The following is a 17935-nucleotide window of genomic DNA, read 5'->3' on the forward strand; positions in this document are numbered from 1 at the left end:
GGCTCAACCCTTCACCGCGCCGGCGGTCATGCCGGACACCACGTACTTCTGGACCAGGAGGTAGAAGGCGACGGCCGGCAGCGTGAACAGGAAGGCGACGGCCATCACCGTCTGGATCGGTGTACCCAGTTCGCCGATGAAGTTCGCGATGCCGACGGACGCCGGTTGCAGGTCCGGGTTGAAGATGAACGTCACCGCGAACACGTACTCGTTCCAGGCGTGGAAGAAGGCGATGACCGCCGTCGCCGCGATCGACGGCGCGATCAACGGCACGTTGATGCGGGTCAGGGTGGTGAAGGGCCGGGCCCCGTCGGCACGCGCGGCCTCCTCCAGCTCCTTCGGGATGCCGTCGATGGCGCCCTTGAGGATCAACGCGACGATCGGCAGGACGAAGGCGGAGTTCACCAGGACGAGGCCGGTCAGTGAGTCGAGCAGTTCGAAGCGGCGGAACAGCGCGAACAGCGGGACGACCATGAGCGCTTCGGGAAGCATCTGCGTGAACAGCAGTACGACGGTCAGCACGGCCTTGCCCCAGAACGAGAACCGGGACAACGCGTAGCCCAGCGGGATGCCCAGGCCGACGGAGAGCACCATCGTGCCGACGGCGATGATCAGGCTGTTGAGCAGCCAACCGGCGGCCTTGCCCTCGGCCAACGCGTCGACGAAGACCCCGAACTGGCCGAGGTCCGGCGTGAGCCGGGGCTGATCGGCGAAGAGGTCGCTGTTGCTCGACAGCGCGGTGACGAACATCCAGTACAGCGGGAACACCGCGACACCCAGGACGACGAGCACGGCGACGATCCGTGCGGTGATACCGAAACGGAAGCGCCTCATCGGACGTCCCCCTTCTCCACGGCACGGGCGACCAGGCGGCTGCCGATGACGACGATGAGCGAGATGACGACGCCGACCATGCCGATGGCCGCCGCCGAACCGAGTTCCTTCGAGTCGAAGGCCTGCGAGTAGAGGTCGATCACGAGCGTCTCGGTGGCGCCGACCGGCCCACCCTTGGTCATCAGCCAGATGAGTTCGAACCGGCGCAGCGACCAGATCGTCATCAGTAGGGCGAGCAGGCCGACGGTCGGCTTGATGACCTGCCAGGTGACGGCGCGGAAGGTGGCCCACCGGCCCGCGCCGTCCACCGTCGCGGCCTCGTTGAGGTCCTGCGGCACGGACTGCAGCGCGGAGAGCAGCACCACGGAGGTGAACGGGAACAGCTGCCAGATGGTCGTGGCGAGCACCGCCGGGAGCGCGTAGCGCGGGCTGTCGAGGATGGCGCCGCCCGGGACGCCGAGCCCGATCGCGTCGAGGAATCGGTTCACGATGCCGTACTGCGCGTTGAGCATCCAGGTGGCGATGAGCGCGACCGCGATGCCCGGCGCGGCCCAGGGGACGGTGACCAGCGCCCGCGCCACGCCACGGCCACGGAACTTCCTGTTGAGCAGGAGCGCGACGCCGAGTCCGGCGCCGATCGCGACGACCACGCAGGTGATCACGTAGACGACCGTGATCAGCAGGGTGCGGTGGAACTCGGGGTCGCCGAAGATCCGGTTGAAGTTCTCGAGCCCGACCCACTCACTGCGGGTGGGGTTGAGCAGTCTCGTCCTCGTGAAGCTGAGGTACACCTCCTGGACGAGGGGTACCGCCTGGAAGACGAGGATGAACAGTGCGGCGGGTGCCAGGAACAGGTACGGCGTCCACTTGCTACCCAGCGGGCTGGGCCGACGCCGGGGCCGGCCTGAGGGTGTTGTCTTCGGTACTCCGGTCTGCTCGACCACAGTCATCGGATCGGTCCTTCTGGGGGGAAGGACGCCGCCGACGCGCGGATCGTCGCGTCGGCGGCGTCGCCGTGTCGAGCGGTCAGCGGACCAGGTCGGTCGCCTGCTGCTGGGCGCGGTCCAGCGCCGACTTGAGGTCGGCCTTGCCCTGCAGTGCCGCGACCACGTTCTGCACGACCACCTTGCGGATGTCCGGCGTCTTGGCCTCGAAGCCGAGGACGATCTGCGGCAGGCTGGTGTCGGTGAGACCGTCGAAGACGGGGAGGAACGGGGTCGCCTTGAGCGATTCGGCGCTGCGCTGCGTGTTGGTGGCGACGCTGCTCGCGCCGAGGATCTCCTGCAGCTTCACCTGGTTCTGCGGCTCCAACGCCCACTTGATGAAGGTGGCCGCCTCGTCCTTGCCCTCGCTCGCCTCGTTGATCACGATCGGTGCCAGGATCGCGCCCTGCTTGCGCACCGGGAACGGGATCGGCGCGACGGTGAAGTTCAACTTCGCGTTCTGACCGCGCGTCGCGGTGACGTATCCACCGTTGTTGAGTTCCATCCCGACCTTGCCCTCGGCGAACATCCGCCGGAAGGTCGCGGCGTCGGCGCCACGCGGGATGACGTTGGCGTCGTACAGGTCCTTGAACGCCTGCAGGCCCTTGAGGTTCTCCGGCGAGTTGATCGTCAGGTTCTTGCCGTCGGACCACGCGCCGCCGAAACCGTAGACGTAGTTGAAGATGTCCTGCCAGACGCCGGCCTCCTCGGCCTCCGTCTGCCGGAACGCGAGGCCGAAGACGTCACCCTTGGTCAGCGACTTGGCGGTGGAGGCGAACTGCTCGTAGGTGGTCGGCGGCGTCGGGATCAGATCCGCGTTGTAGAACATCGCGTAGTTCGACGCCTCGAAGATGACGCCGTGCCGGACACCGTCGTGGACCATGAACTGGTCCGGCTGCTTGAGCAGGTCGTACTTGCCGGCGTCGATCATCTTGTCGAGCGGTGCGACGAGGCCGGCGTCCGAGGCGGCCTCGAACTCGGGCATGTCGAAGCGGACCAGGTCGGGGCCCTTGCCGCTGCCCATCTGGGTGAGCACCGTCTGGCCGAAGGTCGGGTACGGCACCGCGGCGGCGGAGACCTGGACCTTGTCCTGGCTGGCGTTGAACTCGTCGAGCCACTTCGTCAGCTGGGGCCCACGGCCGGGGTCGCCGAAGGTCGAGGCGGCGAAGGTCAGTTTGGTGACGCCGTCACTTGAGCCACCGTCGGAGCCGCAGCCGGTCAGGAGGGCGGCAACCATTCCGAGGGCACATGTCGCACCGGCAATGCCGAAACGAGCGCGTCGATTACCCATAGTTACTCCACTGTTACGAGTCAGCGTCGTACCGATTAAATTGCAACGATCGTAGCGTCATGTGCAACGGTGTCAAGTAGCGATTGCGCATCGCGTGAACTATATTGCGTAATACGCAATGGCAGCGGCGGCACCAGACCGGCGCAGCGAGGGGAGACAGGGCCTTGGCGCAATCGATTCGCCGTGCGATCGACCTCATCCGTCGATCGGCGGAGCACCCGCTGTCGCTCACCGAGGCGGCGGACGTGCTCGGCGTCCACAAGTCCACGGCCCTGCGCATTCTGCAGACACTGGAGTCCGCCCGCTTCGTGCGCCGCACCGGCGCGGGCACCTATGTGCTCGGTAGCGGGGTCATCGAACTGTCCGAACTCGCGCTCGGCTCGATGGACCTGCGTCAGTTCGCCGCAGCACACCTGCGGTCGCTGCAACGGGAGACCAGCCACACCGTCCACCTGGCGCAACTGACCGGCGACGAGATCATCTATATCGACAAGGTGGACAGCCCGGCGTTCGACGCCGTCAAGCTGCCGTCGCGGGTCGGACGCGCGGTGTCGATCTACGCGAGCGCCGTCGGTAAGACGATCCTGGCCTACCTGCCCTCGGCAGAGCGCGACCGACTCCTCTCCCACGTCGTGTTCGAGAGGTTCACCGACACCACCTTCGCCGACCAGGAATCCCTCGAAGCCGAACTCGCCCGCATCCGCGAGCAGGGCTGGGCCACCGACAACGGCGAACACGACGCCTACGTCAGGTGTATCGCCGCACCCGTCAGGGACTCACGCGGGCAGGTCATCGCCGCCGCCTCGATGACCGCCATCGAGGTCATCGCCAGCCTCGACACGTTGAAGCAGGCACTGCCGCTCCTACTGGAGGCCGCGAACCAGATCTCGTCCGAGTGGGGGTACACCCCGACGCCGTCCGCCGGCGCGGACGACTCGGAGGACGGCGACCGGCTGCTCAGCTCACCCCGCTGACCCGCTGTCCACGTCCCGCCCCGCAATCGGGTTGTTCCGAGTGGGTGCACGGGTGACCATGGTCGGTATGGCGGGAACCCGGGTGTGAGGTCACCACTTCAGGGCGGGATGCCGCTCAGGGACGCGGTGGTCGGCGCCGTCGTGGAGATCGCCTGCGACGAGTCCGGATTCTCCGGCACCAACCTGCTGCGATCCACCGCCCCGGTGATCACGCACGCGAGTGTCGACCTGACCGTCGACGAGGCCGTCGCGCTCATCACCGCGCTGCGGTCGGGCTTCCGGTTCTCCCCACACGAACTCAAGTCGGGGCGGTTCCTGCGCGGCTCGGGTGCGGACGAGGCCCTGGGGTGGCTCCGGACGGAGCTGACCGGGCGTACGCACGTCCACGTGATCGACAAGGAGTTCTTCCTCGTCACCCGGATCGTCGACCTCCTCCTGGTCGAGCCGTCGTACGCGGCCGGCACCCGCCTGGCAAGGGAGCACCTTCCGGCCGCCCTCGCCCTACACGCCGCCGGACACTCGATCGGAAGCGACTGGGACGCCTTCCTGTCGGCGTTCGTCGACTGTGTCCGGATGAAGCGGCGGCTGCCGGTCCACCAGACGGTGCAGCGGTTCTTCGAGGCCCGGGACGCGCTGCTCCGACACCGCCTCGGCCCGGAGGCCGACGAGATCCTCGACGGGCTCGACCCGGACCACGTGCGGGCCGTCCTGAGCAGGCTGGACAACGACGACCGGTCGGTTCCACCACCGCTGGAACCGCTGCTGCCGGCGCTGGCCGAGACGGTCCTGTCCTGGAGCGGCGGGCGGCGGCAGGTGCTGGTCACCCACGACGAGCAGAGCGCCCTGACGGCCGATCGGTTGACCCGCCTCCAGCGGGTGTTGGCCGACGGAGGCAGGTGGGCGGCGGGCACCGGACCGGCGGAGGCCTTGCCGGTGGGTGTGTCACCGCTCGCCGGGCTGGTGATGGTCGACTCCCGCGACGACCCGCGCGTCCAGGTCGCGGACCTCGTCGCCGGGGTGGCCCGCCGGATGCCGGAGATCATCGACGACGCCCTCCGGCAGCCGCCCCCGACGCCAGCAGACGCCGAGCCCTGGTGATCGGGACCTGCCTGGTGGGTGGCCATCGGCCCACAGAGGACTCTCTCCCCGATCGCCCGCGGGTTACTCATCGACGGAAGGTGTAGCCCGCGTCTGGCGGGGGCAAGAACCCGCGCATGGAACGAACGGCGGGAGGCGACGGGCGACTGCTCGGTCAGCGACACCGGCCTGCAGGACCGGGCCGAGCGGAGTTGGCGACACGACGTCCCGCAGCCCTCGCCCGATGCGTCTGACGCACAGTCTGCCCGCGGTGGCCCTGGGCGCGGCGGCACTCGGCGCGGCCCTGGGCGCCGACCCCGCCCACGCGCACGAGCCGACACCACTGCCGTCGCCGACCGGCCTCATCCCGGCGCACGTCCCTGCTTCGCCGACTCCAGCCCCGCCGAACCCAGCCTCGCCGGCCATCGTCGAGGCGCTGTTGTCCCGCGTGGTCGAGTCGCCCCTGGCCATCGCCCTACCGCTGCCATCGGCTGTTCCTCTGCCACTGACGTCCGACATCCCCCTGCCGCTGCCCTCCGCCGTTCCCCTGCCGCTGCCGTCGTCCATTCCGCTGCCGGCACTCCCCCTGCCCACGACGTCGGTGACACCTCCCACCGCCGTCCCCGACCTGCCTCGTACGCCTCGCCCGTCACCGTCACCCACCGCCCGCGCCGCCTCCCCCGCTGCGCGCCCTGCCTCGCCGCCGCCGTCGTCCGCGCCATCGCCGGCCACGACGGTGACGGTGTCCCGTGGCGACCTCAACGGCGTCGGCGGCAGCCGGACCCGGTCGGCGTCCCAGCCACCGACGGCGGTGGCCGCAGCAGCAGCGCCGATTCCGGGCCCGCCCGTCCGCCCCGACTCCGGCCCGCCGGCATTCGCGCTGGCGCTGGCCACCGCACCCAGCGGGTTCGGCGCCAGCGGCGTGGACGCGCCGACCTCGGCTGCCGAACGTCCGCCACCGATCTCACCGCTGTCCCGAGGGCTCACCGTGGCTGCCGTCGACATGCGCGCCACCAGCAGGCCCGTGGAGCGGGGCCCTCCACCGCCACAGCAACTCCTGATCACCCAGCCGCGTCCACGACGTTGATCAGGAGAGATCATGGAGATAGCTGTCATCTGGATCCCCGCCGACATCGAACCGTCGGAGCCTGCCGTCGCAGTGTGCCTGTCGCACCTTCGGCACCACGACTACCGGTTGAAGGGAATCGTCCGGGCACCCTGGGAGACCGTCGAGCAGAGAATGATCGATGGTGAAGTGGACGTGGTCGTGATCGCCGACCTCGCCCACCTTCCGCCGGACCGGTCGCCCCGGATCGAGGTAGCACGCGCTCCGGCGTCGACTAGCGGCGAGGACGGATCGGTCTCCGACACGCAGTCCGACTGACACGACGAAGCGCCCCGTCCACCGCGGACGGGGCGCTTCGTGCGACGCAGCCGACGGAGACCGGCGGTATCCCACCACCCGCAAAGTCCGGCGACATCCGCGACCATCCGCGCCAGGATGGCCGGTATGGAAGCGGTCGAAGTCGTCGTCGCCCACCGGCAGCGCGCGACGCTGCGCGTGGGTGACGTGTTCCTCAAGGTCGACGGAGATCCGGCGCACGCCGACATCGAGGTACGGGCCATGGCCCTGGCACCGGTACCGACCCCGGCGATCCTGTGGCACGAGCCGCCGGTGCTCGCGATCGCCGCCGTGCCCGGCAGGGCTCTCGGCCTCCTCGGCGAACCGTCTGCCGCGTCAGCGGAGGCATGGGCCGCGGCAGGCGCGGCCATCCGCAGGCTGCACGACGCGCCGTTGCCGCCGTGGCCGGGTCGCGGGCTCGACGACGTGGCGGCGGAGCTCGACGACGAGTGCGCGTGGCTGCTCGCCAACGGCGTTCTGCCAGCCGAGGTGATCCGCCGCAATCGCGAGATCGCCGAGGCCGCGCTCCGGCCGTGGAGACCGGTGTTCATCCACGGCGACCTGCAGATCACCCACGTGTTCGTCGACGGCGACGAGGTCACCGGCGTCATCGACTGGTCCGAGGCCGCGCCCGGCGACGCCATGTTCGACCTCGCCATTCTGACGCTGGGGCACGAGGAACGCCTGGACGACCTGCTTGCCGGCTACGGCACCGACGTGGACCGGGACGTGATCCGCGCCTGGTGGTCACTGCGCAGCCTGGTGGCGTCGCACTGGCTGATCGAGCACGGCTTCGATCCGGACGCGCCGGGGTGCGAGTTGGACGTGCTCAGATCCCGGATGCGGGAACCGTAGGCACCTGGCGATTCGCTCCGTTTTCATCGAGGGCCGTCACCTCGCGCGCCCACAGCTCCGTTGGCGGGGTCACCTGGATCCGCGCCAACCACTATGGTGAGTTCCATTATGAGACTCACTGCTTTCTGGCGTTGGTGGGGTGCCAGCACGACCAGTCACCTCGGCTCGGCGGTCGGCGGGGTGGCCCTGCCACTGACCGCACTGACCGTCCTCGACGCGTCAGCCTTCGACATGGGTCTGATCACGGCAGCCGGCTATCTCGCGTACCTCCTGATCAGCCTGCCGGCCGGGGTGGTCGTGCAGCGGGTGCCGCTGCGCGGCATGCAGGTGACCCTGGACCTGATCCGGGCCCTGGCCATCGCGTCCGTCCCCCTGGCCTGGTGGTTCGACGCCCTGACGGTGGCCCAACTGGTCGGGGTCGCACTGGTCGTGAGCTTCGCCAACGTGCTGTTCGACGTGGCCAACCAGACCTTCCTGCCGGAGATCGTGCCCGCCGCGCAGTTGCAGGCACGCAACAGCCTCAACTCCGGCACCCACGCCGTCACCCAGTTGGGTGGGCCCTCTCTGGGCGGCCTCGCGGTGCAGGTGCTCGGCGCCGTTCCGACGCTGTTCGTGGACACCGTCAGCTATCTGGTCTCCGCAGTGCTGCTGCGTACCCTCCCGGCCCGCACGGTGCAGCGGCCGACCGAGCGGCCGCCGATGGTCTTGATGATCCGGGAAGGCTGGCACTTCGTGCTCCGCCACCCGATCATCGGGCCGGCCATGTGGGACGCCACCGCGACGAACTTCGTCAACGGCGCGATGCTCGCGCTCTTCCCGTTCTACCTGGTGCGGGAGCTGCACGCATCGCCGTTCCTGGTCGGGCTGCTCCTTGCCGCCGACGGCCTCGGCACGCTCATCGGCGCCGCGTTGACGACCCGGTTCACCGACCGCGTCGGCACCGCACGCGGCCTGATCATCGCGGCCTTCGTCGGCGTGGCCGGCGCTCTCGTCATCCCGCTGGGCACCGGCACCGCCGCCTACGTCGCCTTCGCCGCCGGAAACCTCGTCTTCGCCGGCTCCACCGTGGTGCTCAGCGTGACCACCCGCACCTACCGGATGCTCGCCAGCCCGCCGGAGCTCCTGTCCCGCGTGATCGCCACGGTCAAGTTCGTCTCCTGGGGCGCCATCCCGCTCGGCGGTCTGCTGGCCGGCGTCCTGGCCGGGCAGCTCGGCGCGCGTACCACCCTGCTGCTCTTCGGGGCGCTCACCGTGCTGTCCCCGATCATCTATCTGTCGACCCCGATCCGTCGGATGCGCGACCTGCCGCTCGACACGGTGCCGAAGCCCGTCGACGCCCGGGTGTGAACGGCGCGCGGACGCCGCGCAGCGGTGTCTGGTCCGCCGACCGACTGTGCCCGCGACACACATCGGTCCCCTCGTCTGTCGATCCGGGATCGGGTTGACTCGTCGGTGAGGTAGGCGGGCCGACCGGGCCCCACACGATGGGATGCGCGACATGGCGAAGTACCTGATCCTCATCCACGGCGACGAGCGGCAGTGGGCCGCGATGTCGCCGCAGGAGATGCAGGAGCGCGACGAGGCCCACGGCGCCTTCTGCGCAGCAGCCGGTTCGGCCGTCCTCGACGGCCAGCAGTTGGAGCCGGCAGCCGTCGCGACCAGCCTACGCAGCGACGCACACGGTCGGCTGGCCATCACCGACGGGCCGTTCCTGGAGACCAAGGAGGCGGTGGGCGGTTACTACCTGGTCGAAACCTCCGACCTCGACGAGGTGATAAGTCTCGCCTCGCGGCTGTACGAGGTCTCCGCCGGGCACAGCGGAGTGGAGATCCGTCCGGTGGTCGATCACGGATGAGTGCCGAGGTCGTCGCGGCGGTCGCGCAGGCGCACCTCCGCGACTGGGCCCAGTTGCTGGCCGCGACGGCGCGGCTGACCCGGGACCTCGATCTCGCCGAGGAGTGCACCCAGGACGCCTACGCGCAGGCGCTGCGGGTCTGGCCGCAGATCGGCATCCCGGATCGCCCCGGCGCATGGCTGACGACCACCGCCCGCAACCGCGCGTTGGATGTGCTGCGCCGCGAGTCGGTGTTGCGTCGGGCCCTACCGCTGTTGGTGACCGACCAGTCGGTGCCCGGCCCGGAGGACGGCCTCGACGACGACCGGCTCCGGCTGGTCTTCACCTGCTGTCATCCGGCCCTGTCCCGCGACGCTCAGGTCGCGCTGACGCTGCGGCTGGTGTGCGGTCTGTCCACGGCGGAGGTGGCCCGCGCGTTCCTGGTGCCGGAACCCACGATGGCCGCCCGGATCACCCGGGCCAAGAAGAAGATCAGCGCCGCCCGCATTCCGTACCGGGTGCCGTCGCCCGACCACCTGGCCGAACGCGTCAGCGCCGTCCTCGACGTCCTCTATCTGATCTTCACCACCGGCCACACGGCGCCGAGCGGCGCGCACCTCGTCCGCCGTGACCTGGTCGACAGCGCCCTCAACCTCGCCCGCATGCTGCACCTGCTCATGCCGACCGACACCGAGATCAGCGGCCTGCTCGCGCTGCTGCTGCTCATCCACGCGCGTGACGACAGCCGGCTGTCTCCCAGCGGGCGGCTGCAACTGCTCTCCGAACAGGACCGCGGACGTTGGGACAGGCGGCTCATCGGCGAAGGCGTCGCCCTGGTGACCGACGCGCTGAGCCGCAGGCCGCCGACCCGGTACGCCGTGGAGGCCGCCATCGCCGCCGTGCACGCCGAGGCACCGACCTGGCAGGACACCGACTGGGCGGAGATCGTCGGGTTGTACGACGTCCTGCTCCAGCTCTGGCCCTCTCCGGTGGTAGAGCTCAACCGGGCCGTGGCCGTCGGTCTGCGCGACGGTCCGCAGGCCGGTCTCGACGCGCTGACACCACTGCTCGCCGAACCAGCCCTGGCCACCTACGGCTACCTGAGCGCCGCCCGTGGTGACTTCCTGCGCCGACTCGACAGATGGGCAGCGGCGGCGGACGCCTACCGGGAGGCGCTGGCTCAATCCCACAACACGGTCGAGCGGGCCTTCCTGACCGACCGGCTCGACGACATCCACCGACATGCGTCGACCGATCTGGAGGAGACGTACCGATGACGAGTGGTCAGATCGAACCCGTCGCGGTGTCGCGGCGGATCGCCGCACCGGCGGCCGACATCTTCCGGATCCTCGCGGACCCGCGCCGACACACCGAACTCGACGGTTCCGGGATGCTGCGCGGTGCCGTGTCGGACCGGCCGATCGGCGCGGTCGGCGACGTCTTCGTGATGCGGATGTACTACTCGCCCTACGGCGACTACGAGATGAACAACCACGTCGTCGAGTACGAGGTGAACCGGCGCATCGGCTGGACGCCGGAACCGGGCCGAGGTCACCCGGACACCGCACCCGGTGCCACCCCGCTGCGGCGGTGGGGACACCGGTGGGCCTTCGAGCTGACCCCCGACGGCCCGGCCGCGACCATCGTGACCGAAACCTACGACTGCTCCCCACTGCCTGCCGACGAGCGAGCGGCGATGGACGACGGCCGCAGTTGGATCACGAGCATGACCGCGACGCTGGAACGACTGGAGGCCTCCTGCCTCACCGTGCGCCACTGAGGTGGCGGTTGCCGCGGGTGCCCTAGGTTGTCACGAGTTCGAAGACCACCCTCCCGGTGGGGACGATGACCGAGCGCCAGCCGGATCCCGAAGCCGGCGAGGCGGCGGGCTTGCCACCGAAGCGTACGAGGCTCAGCCCTGGATGGTGGAAGGTGACAGTGATGTCGCGACCCGTCGTGTTCAGCAGCTGACCACCACGGCCCTTTGCCAGGATGCTGACGTACGAATCGGTCTCGAAGCCGTACTCGCGCCACCGCAGCGTGCGCCCCTTGCGGACGAGGTAATTGGTCACGTCAACCGTGTCGGCGGCGGCCCCGCCCGTGGTGCGATACCAGGCAGCCCACCCCTGCCACGTCACGTTGCCGATGGTTATCTCGGGAGAGCCATTCGACTCGATCGCGTAGTCGGTGTGGCCACTGGTGTGCGTGATGGACGCACCCGAGTAGCCGGTTCCGCCAACCCGGCCCATCGCAGCCTTCGGGTGTACGTCGTCAGAGGGAAAGAGCACGGTAACGGCGTTCTTGCGGGCGGCGGCGTCCAGTGGGTAGGTGACGTAGAGGTACCTCCCGAGGTGCCCGTCGGTCCAGTCGGCCAGTGGCCCACTCTTGACGTGGACCTGGGATGGGGGTGTGGCGAGGAACGCGGTGAGCTTCACCCCGGTGTCGGTGCACGGGTCCACATCGACAGGGAAGGTGTAGTCCGCCATCGCTGGGTCCGCGGCCGGGTCGCTGGCCGAGTTGGGATGCCAGGCCAGCCCCACCGGACCCGCGCCACTCACCTCCGTGAACTCGTCGAAGACCGTCCAGTAGCCCTGCGTGCCGGTGTTCGGATGAACGAACACCAGGCTGCGCCGGTGCCGGCCGTTGGGCAGCGCGCCGCCGGAGTCGCCGGTGGCGTAGTCGACGCCACCCCACATGAGGTCCTCGACGATGCCAGCGCCGTACGTCCTCACGTGATTGTTGAGACTCGGTGGGGCGAAATCGGCGAACGACGGCTCATAACCGATGAGCCCGGTGTTGCTGAGCACGGCCAGGTCCGTGATCTGGGCGTAGGTGAAGCCGACAGCCGGATAGGGGTAGCCGTTGTAACCAGAGTTGCGCAACACATGCTCGCCGTAGGCGGCCAGGTGCAGCGAGTTCGTGTCCCGATGCTGGTGGCCGCCGTCCTTGACGGCGTTCCACAGCGCACCGGCGAGCGCCCGCTGGTCGTGGCTGTTCTGCAAGAACCACGCACCCGCGTCGGGAAAGACCCGGCTCGGCACGGCGACGGTGGGCGATGGTGTTTGAGCCGTCAGGGCATACGTCGTCATCATCGGAAGCGGCGCGATGGTGACCCGGTTCAGGCTCCAGGCCGCGTTTGACCCCGCCGCCGTGCTGAACCTGTACGCGCTGTAGGTACGGGCGGAGCGCGACACCGCGCCGCCGATCGTCGCGCTGTCACCGAAGGTGTACTCGTCGCGGGCGACGACATCGGTGGTGGTGTTGACCAGAAGTCTGGGTACCGAATTGGCTTCGTCGGGGGTGTTCGGCTGCCGCGAGAAGAGCTGGGCGAACCGCTCGGCACCAGCGACTGTGGATCGGATGCCGACGGAGAACTTCCGGGAGCCGGTCGTCAGCGCGTCCCGGACAGCCGTCGTCACGTCCAACTCCGCCACGAACCTGGTGCGGGGAATCCATGTGCCCAGCAACGCCTTGGCGGCCGGCCGACCGCTCCAGCTCACATTCTCCGGCCACACGTCGCCCACCTGCGAGACCTCCAACCGGCAACCGTCGGCGCCAACCTCTTTTACGTAGAGCCGGAGCCGCACTGTGACGACCTGGTCAGCGGTCAGGTCACCGAGATCGAAGCGCAGGTAGCACTCTCGGGTGAAGTCGGGCTCGTCCACCTTCGCGTGCAGCAGCCCACCAGACTCGCCTGGATCTGCGGCGTATTTCCCACCGCGCACCGTGACGTTGGCTTCGGCGGTCAGTCTCCGGCGAGGCAGCCGACGGGTCACCGGCGTGGTGAGGTAGCCGGCGTAGAACTCGATCGCCTCCTGGTAGTGCGGGTCCTGGTAGTAGTTGCGGTATCCGGGCACGCCGGAGTAGAGCGTTGGCTCCCTGCTCAGGACATCGACGAAGTAGGACTTCGGGTCCCGGTCGCCCGGCGAACCCAGGCGATGGCCGACGTACGTGGGTGCGGCCAGGTACGCGCCGCTCTTGCCCATGACGGACTGGAGGTGCTTTTCGAGCTCGCCGATGGTCCTGCCGAGCGCCGCCAGGTCCGCGGTGTCCCCGCCGCCCGTCACCCGATAGGCGAGCCAGGTGCCGTACGCGCCGATCGGCGCTGCCGTCCAACTCGGGAAGGAGGCAAAGTCAGCGAAGATTGCGGCGATCTCTCCCAGTTGGGTCTCTGCGGTAGCTCGCTCGCTCGACGTCAGCGCGGCGTAGACGACATCCAACCCGAGCACCAGGTGGAACAGGGCGTTGGCCGGTGGGACGGTGCCGCCCCACTGCGTCTTGTTGATCACGCCGGGGGTGGAGATCTCCTGGCGGAGGCGGCCCACCATCTGGAGGACTTTCTGGGCGTGGACCGGGGCGTTCTCAGCCGCGTCCAGGATGTACGCCAGGGACGAGTAGCTGGCGATCTCGGCAATGCGCTTGGAGCGGGCGCTGGCGTCCGGGCCCGCCACAATATCCCAGCCGGCCCGGCTGATCGCTGCGCTCTTCCAACTCTTCCAGGGCTCAGTCGCGGCTCGGCCACGCAGCTTGTCGAAGTCAGTGCCGGAGACGAGCAAACACGGGCGGGTTCCCGCGGCCAGGGCGGGACTCGCCGTCAAGATCGGCAAAGCACCAGCGGCCCCGGCCAGCAGCGGCCATTGCAGGATCGTACGACGGCGCATGACTCTCCCCCGATGACATGTGATCGCCGGAGGATGCTAGCCATGATCGCTGCTTCTTGCTGCCCCTCAGCGGCTCACTGTTCGATCGAGCCATCCGCAGGGTTGGCCGGCTGCTGACCCGGCCAGAACGGCCATTCCTCGAACGACCGGCACCGCCCGTCGTCGGCGAACCGCATGATCCACAGATCGCGGTACTCCTGCTCGACCGGCTCGCCGTAGCGGACCTCCTGACGCGACACCGCCGTGTCGCCCTCGACCGCGACGATCTCGCTGGTCATCTGGAAGACCTCGTCGGGACCCTTGCGCTGCTTCTCCCACATCCGGGCGATGGCCGGCAGGCCGACGACGGGCGTCCAGTACGGTCCCTGCTGGTAGCTCGCGTCCTCGGTGAAGAGGGTGACCAGGTCGTTGGTGCCCGGCGTCCGCCACACCCGCTCGTAGGCGGCGAGCCAGTCGTTGACGTGCTTCCTGTCCATGGACTTCACTGTGCCATTCGGCCGGCCGCGGGCAGCCGAAACCGACAAGCCGCAGGTCACCAACGGCCGACGCCGCCGTAAAGTGCCGCGAACTGCGCATCGCGTACGGACTGGAGGACAGGCTGGTGGAGTTGGGCGCCGGCCCCCGGTGACGCGCTCGGGTGCCCCAGGACCGCCAGACCTTGACACACGTCGATGTTAACGCGAACATTGGTTCGCCACCTCGACGTAACGCCATCGTCATGTTTCCCCTGCCCGCTCACGCTTCCTCCTGGCGGGATGCCGTAGGTCGACCGTCCCCTCGGGTGGCGTCGTCTGGACGCTCACCAACCGCACGGAGGACAGATGTCGCTGCCACTCCCCCGCACCGGTCCGGTCATCTGCCCAGCAGTTCATTCCGCGCCAGCCGGCCGCCGTGGACGCCTACGGTCGGCAGTGGCAGCCGCGTTGGTGGTGCTCGCCGTGTCGGCCGGGCTGCCGGTGGCCGGCCCGGCGCAGGCCGCACCAGCCGTGAACTACACCAACCCGCTGGTGAACCAGCGAGCCGATCCGCACATCGTCCGGCACACCGACGGCTACTACTACATGACCGCGACAGTGCCGCAGTACGACCGGATCGTGCTACGACGCGCGACGACCCTGCAAGGGCTGGCGACGGCGGCGGAGCAGACGATCTGGAACCGACACGCCAGCGGAGAGATGGGCGCCCACATCTGGGCACCGGAGATCCACTTCATCAACAACCGGTGGTACGTCTACTTCGCCGCCGGCCGGACCGATGACGTGTGGCGGATCCGGATGTACGTGCTGGAGAACGCCAACGCGAACCCGCTGACCGGTTCGTGGACCGAACGCGGCCGGATCACGACACCCTGGGACACCTTCAGCCTGGACGCCTCGACCTTCGTCGCCAACGGGGTGCGGTATCTGACCTGGGCACAGCAGGAACCGGGCATGCCCAACAACTCCAACGTCTACCTCGCCCGGATGGGCGCCAACCCCTGGCAGATCACGGGCACGGTGACCCGCCTCGTGGTGCCGACGTACGACTGGGAGACCCGCGGCTACCGCGTCGCCGAGGGCCCGGCGGTCATCCAGCGCAACGGTCGCATCTTCCTGACCTACTCGGCCAGCGCCACCGACGCCAACTACTGCCTCGGAATGCTGACCGCCTCCGCCACCGCGAACCTGCTCGACGCCGCCTCCTGGAGCAAGAGCCCCACCCCGGTGTTCGCCAGCAACGCGGCCACCGGCCAGTACGGCCCCGGCCACAACTCCTTCACCGTCTCGGAGGACGGGCAGAGCGACATCCTCGTCTACCACGACCGCAACTACCGCGACATCAGCGGCGATCCGCTCAACGACCCGAACCGGCGGACCAGGCTCCAGAAGCTGTACTGGAACGCCGACGGCACGCCGAACTTCGGCATTCCGGTGCCCGACGGGGCCACCCCGGTCCGGCTGCGAGCACATGACCTGAGCGGCAGCTACGTACGGCACTACGACTACCGGGCCCGGATCGAGCCGAACGTGACCAACCTGGCCGACTCCCAGTTCCGCATCGTCGGCGGCCTCGCCGGCGGCGGATCGGTGTCGCTGGAGTCGACCAACTTCCCCGGCTACTACCTGCGGCACCGCGGCTATGCGCTGTACGTCGAGAAGAACGACGGGTCGTCCCTCTTCGGCAACGACGCGAGCTTCCAACGCCGGGCCGGCCTGGCCGACAGCTCCGGGCTCTCCCTGGAATCGCAGAACTTCCCCGGACGGTACGTGCGTCACCGCGACGGGCTGCTCTACATCGAGGCCGTCAGTTCGACCGCCGAGCGCGGCTCCGCCACCTTCCACAGCGAATAGCCGCCGCCTACCACCAGACAGGAGGAACCATGCTCCGCACCACCAGAACACCGTCCAGCGCCGGGCCGGTCCGCCGTGCGGGACGTACCGGCCTGGTGCTGGCCGTGATCACCACGCTGATCGGCGCGGCCGGTGCCGTACTGGTCGGCGCGCCGCCGGCAGCCGCGGCGAGCATCGACACCAACGCCTCCTACGTCCTGGTCAACCGGCACAGCGGCAAGGTCCTCGACGTCCGGGACACCTCGACGGCCGACGGCGCGGTGATCCAGCAGTGGTCCCGTAACGACGGCGCGTGGCAACAGTTCCAGTTCGTCTCGTCCGGGAGTGGCTACTACCGCCTGAAGGCTCGGCACAGCGGCAAGGTCGTCGACCTCTGGGAGTGGAACACGGCCGACGGCGCCGAGTACCGCCAGTGGTCCGATCTCAACGGCGCCAACCAGCAGTTCCAGGTCCTCGACTCGGACAGCGGCTACGTCCGGCTCATCAACCGCCACTCCGCCAAGGCCCTTGAGGTCTGGGAGCGGTCCACGGCCGACGGCGGCCGGATCAGTCAGTACGCCGACCTCAACGGCCCGAACCAGCAGTGGCAGCTGGTCGCGGTGGGCGGCGGCAGCACGCCACCCACCACCGGCTGCGGCAGCGGGTCGACCAACGCCGAGGCCGTCCTGAACGGAGGCACCTGGACGGCCCGCAACGGCTCCTCGACCGTCTACTCGGGCGGGGACATGTTGTCGGCGATGCAGGCGGCGGTCAACTCACTGTCCGCGGGTCGGACGTCCAAGCAGCGCGTGGTGGTGCGCGGCTCCGGGTCGATGAGCGCGGGTTCGCGGTTGTCCCTGCCGTCGTACACGACGCTGGCGGTGTGCGGCACGATCAACGTGACCGGGTCCGGTTCGGGCGACCAGGCGCCGGTGTACTCGCGCGGCACCACCGACGTCGAGGTGCAGAACCTCACGTTGACCGGGTCGCCGCTGTACGGGATCTTCATGCGCAACGTGAACAACCTGACCCTCGGGCAGATCGACATGCGACTTTCCGCCGGCCTGGGCATCCGCATCGACAACCATGGTGGGGATCGGGCGGTCAAGGTGCGCAACGTCCGCATCGACACCGTGTACGTGTCGGGGACCGGTACCCACGGGGTGGAGACGTACGGCGTGGACGGCCTGACGATCGGCACGGTCACGGCACGGAACACCAGGGACTCCGGGCTGCTGCTCAACGACACGATCAACGCCACGGTGGGCACCGTCGACGCGCAGAACGCCGGGGCCGGCACCGGTTACGCGGCGTTCCGGATGGCCAACCGCAACGGTCGGGTGGGCAACTCGTACCCGACCAACATCCGGGTCGGGACCGTGATCGCGTCCGGCGGTGGCCGGGGGATCTTCTGTGTGTCCGAGTCCGGTGGCGCGGTCATCGACCGGGTGACGATCTCGAACACGGGGAACAACTCGATCCTGGTGGAGAACTGCTACAACGTCGTCATTGCCGGGGTGTCCGGGACGGTGACGGGCGGCGGCGAGATAAGGATCGCGGCGCGGACGGAGTTCCCGATCTCCTCCGGCATCCGGTTCCAGAACCTGACCGTCAGCGGCACCAACATCACCCAGAGCCCGTGCGGTGGGGCCAACAACACCATCAGCAACGTCACGCGCGTCAACTCGACGCTGACCTGGTGTTGACGGGTGTCG

Annotated in this window: 16 protein-coding genes; 11 read left to right on the forward strand and 5 right to left on the reverse strand. The window is 69.0% G+C overall.

Going from position 1 to position 17935, the window contains the following annotated elements; translation table 11 throughout:
• Positions 1-3: 3 nt before the first annotated feature.
• The 3 genes from O7631_RS26245 to O7631_RS26255 all read right to left on the reverse strand — a co-directional run bounded on the left by O7631_RS26245 (position 4) and on the right by O7631_RS26255 (position 3054).
• Positions 4-834, reverse strand: coding sequence for a carbohydrate ABC transporter permease (locus O7631_RS26245; RefSeq protein WP_269679596.1), 831 nt, complete (start codon positions 832-834; stop codon positions 4-6).
• Entirely contained in the window at positions 831-1784 is a 954-nt protein-coding gene (locus O7631_RS26250; RefSeq protein WP_278146720.1) for a sugar ABC transporter permease, read from the reverse strand. The genes O7631_RS26245 and O7631_RS26250 overlap by 4 nt, the downstream gene beginning before the upstream one ends.
• 76 nt (positions 1785-1860) lie before the next feature.
• Positions 1861-3054 carry a sugar ABC transporter substrate-binding protein gene (locus O7631_RS26255; protein WP_278146721.1) on the reverse strand — a complete coding sequence of 398 codons (1194 nt, stop codon included), beginning with the start codon at positions 3052-3054 and terminating at the stop codon, positions 1861-1863.
• Positions 3055-3272: 218 nt separating this feature from the next.
• Here O7631_RS26255 and O7631_RS26260 point away from each other — a divergent pair, with 218 nt between their 5' ends.
• The 9 genes from O7631_RS26260 to O7631_RS26300 all read left to right on the forward strand — a co-directional run bounded on the left by O7631_RS26260 (position 3273) and on the right by O7631_RS26300 (position 11030).
• Positions 3273-4082, forward strand: coding sequence for an IclR family transcriptional regulator (locus O7631_RS26260; protein ID WP_278146722.1), 810 nt, complete (start codon positions 3273-3275; stop codon positions 4080-4082).
• A gap of 84 nt (positions 4083-4166) precedes the next feature.
• Positions 4167-5180, forward strand: coding sequence for a hypothetical protein (locus O7631_RS26265; protein ID WP_278146723.1), 1014 nt, complete (start codon positions 4167-4169; stop codon positions 5178-5180).
• A 223-nt stretch (positions 5181-5403) separates the two neighbouring features.
• Positions 5404-6246: a hypothetical protein gene (locus O7631_RS26270; RefSeq protein WP_278146724.1), complete on the forward strand. Its 843-nt coding sequence runs from the start codon at positions 5404-5406 to the stop codon at positions 6244-6246.
• A 12-nt stretch (positions 6247-6258) separates the two neighbouring features.
• Positions 6259-6543 carry a hypothetical protein gene (locus tag O7631_RS26275; RefSeq protein WP_278146725.1) on the forward strand — a complete coding sequence of 95 codons (285 nt, stop codon included), beginning with the start codon at positions 6259-6261 and terminating at the stop codon, positions 6541-6543.
• A 126-nt stretch (positions 6544-6669) separates the two neighbouring features.
• Positions 6670-7416: an aminoglycoside phosphotransferase family protein gene (locus tag O7631_RS26280; RefSeq protein ID WP_278146726.1), complete on the forward strand. Its 747-nt coding sequence runs from the start codon at positions 6670-6672 to the stop codon at positions 7414-7416.
• Between the two features lie 108 nt (positions 7417-7524).
• Positions 7525-8763 (forward strand): MFS transporter, encoded by a 1239-nt coding sequence (locus tag O7631_RS26285; protein ID WP_278146727.1) that lies wholly within the window; start codon positions 7525-7527, stop codon positions 8761-8763.
• 151 nt (positions 8764-8914) lie between these two features.
• Positions 8915-9271, forward strand: coding sequence for a YciI family protein (locus O7631_RS26290; RefSeq protein WP_278146728.1), 357 nt, complete (start codon positions 8915-8917; stop codon positions 9269-9271).
• The gene (locus O7631_RS26295) at positions 9268-10527 is read left to right on the forward strand and encodes a sigma-70 family RNA polymerase sigma factor (protein ID WP_278146729.1); all 1260 of its coding nucleotides are present in this window, start codon (positions 9268-9270) and stop codon (positions 10525-10527) included. Before O7631_RS26290 ends, O7631_RS26295 begins: the two co-directional genes overlap by 4 nt.
• A complete protein-coding gene (locus tag O7631_RS26300; RefSeq protein ID WP_278146730.1) occupies positions 10524-11030 on the forward strand; it encodes an SRPBCC family protein in 507 nt (168 codons plus the stop codon). Before O7631_RS26295 ends, O7631_RS26300 begins: the two co-directional genes overlap by 4 nt.
• 22 nt (positions 11031-11052) lie before the next feature.
• Here the strand turns inward: O7631_RS26300 and O7631_RS26305 are convergent, their stop codons facing one another.
• Both O7631_RS26305 and O7631_RS26310 read right to left on the reverse strand, forming a co-directional pair.
• Positions 11053-13911, reverse strand: a complete 2859-nt coding sequence (locus O7631_RS26305) for a DNRLRE domain-containing protein (protein WP_278146731.1) — start codon at positions 13909-13911, stop codon at positions 11053-11055.
• 74 nt (positions 13912-13985) lie between these two features.
• Entirely contained in the window at positions 13986-14387 is a 402-nt protein-coding gene (locus O7631_RS26310; protein ID WP_278146732.1) for a nuclear transport factor 2 family protein, read from the reverse strand.
• A 435-nt stretch (positions 14388-14822) separates the two neighbouring features.
• Between O7631_RS26310 and O7631_RS26315 the strand changes: the two genes are divergently transcribed.
• Both O7631_RS26315 and O7631_RS26320 read left to right on the forward strand, forming a co-directional pair.
• Positions 14823-16241, forward strand: a complete 1419-nt coding sequence (locus O7631_RS26315; RefSeq protein WP_278146733.1) for a family 43 glycosylhydrolase — start codon at positions 14823-14825, stop codon at positions 16239-16241.
• A gap of 29 nt (positions 16242-16270) precedes the next feature.
• Complete coding sequence (locus O7631_RS26320) at positions 16271-17926, forward strand: RICIN domain-containing protein (RefSeq protein WP_278146734.1); 1656 nt, start codon at positions 16271-16273, stop codon at positions 17924-17926.
• Positions 17927-17935 lie beyond the last annotated feature (9 nt).

This window comes from Micromonospora sp. WMMD967, from assembly GCF_029626165.1.
GTDB classification, from domain to species: Bacteria; Actinomycetota; Actinomycetes; order Mycobacteriales; family Micromonosporaceae; genus Micromonospora; species Micromonospora taraxaci.

What these genes read in the sequence shown, in the direction of transcription:
- O7631_RS26245 (WP_269679596.1), bottom strand. Translation starts at nt 834, where the DNA reads ATGAGGCGCTTCCGTTTCGGTATCACCGCACGGATCGTCGCCGTGCTC.
- O7631_RS26250 (WP_278146720.1), bottom strand. Translation starts at nt 1,784, where the DNA reads ATGACTGTGGTCGAGCAGACCGGAGTACCGAAGACAACACCCTCAGGC.
- O7631_RS26255 (WP_278146721.1), bottom strand. Translation starts at nt 3,054, where the DNA reads ATGGTTGCCGCCCTCCTGACCGGCTGCGGCTCCGACGGTGGCTCAAGT.
- O7631_RS26270 (WP_278146724.1), top strand. Translation starts at nt 5,404, where the DNA reads ATGCGTCTGACGCACAGTCTGCCCGCGGTGGCCCTGGGCGCGGCGGCA.
- O7631_RS26275 (WP_278146725.1), top strand. Translation starts at nt 6,259, where the DNA reads ATGGAGATAGCTGTCATCTGGATCCCCGCCGACATCGAACCGTCGGAG.
- O7631_RS26280 (WP_278146726.1), top strand. Translation starts at nt 6,670, where the DNA reads ATGGAAGCGGTCGAAGTCGTCGTCGCCCACCGGCAGCGCGCGACGCTG.
- O7631_RS26285 (WP_278146727.1), top strand. Translation starts at nt 7,525, where the DNA reads ATGAGACTCACTGCTTTCTGGCGTTGGTGGGGTGCCAGCACGACCAGT.
- O7631_RS26290 (WP_278146728.1), top strand. Translation starts at nt 8,915, where the DNA reads ATGGCGAAGTACCTGATCCTCATCCACGGCGACGAGCGGCAGTGGGCC.
- O7631_RS26295 (WP_278146729.1), top strand. Translation starts at nt 9,268, where the DNA reads ATGAGTGCCGAGGTCGTCGCGGCGGTCGCGCAGGCGCACCTCCGCGAC.
- O7631_RS26300 (WP_278146730.1), top strand. Translation starts at nt 10,524, where the DNA reads ATGACGAGTGGTCAGATCGAACCCGTCGCGGTGTCGCGGCGGATCGCC.
- O7631_RS26305 (WP_278146731.1), bottom strand. Translation starts at nt 13,911, where the DNA reads ATGCGCCGTCGTACGATCCTGCAATGGCCGCTGCTGGCCGGGGCCGCT.
- O7631_RS26310 (WP_278146732.1), bottom strand. Translation starts at nt 14,387, where the DNA reads ATGGACAGGAAGCACGTCAACGACTGGCTCGCCGCCTACGAGCGGGTG.
- O7631_RS26320 (WP_278146734.1), top strand. Translation starts at nt 16,271, where the DNA reads ATGCTCCGCACCACCAGAACACCGTCCAGCGCCGGGCCGGTCCGCCGT.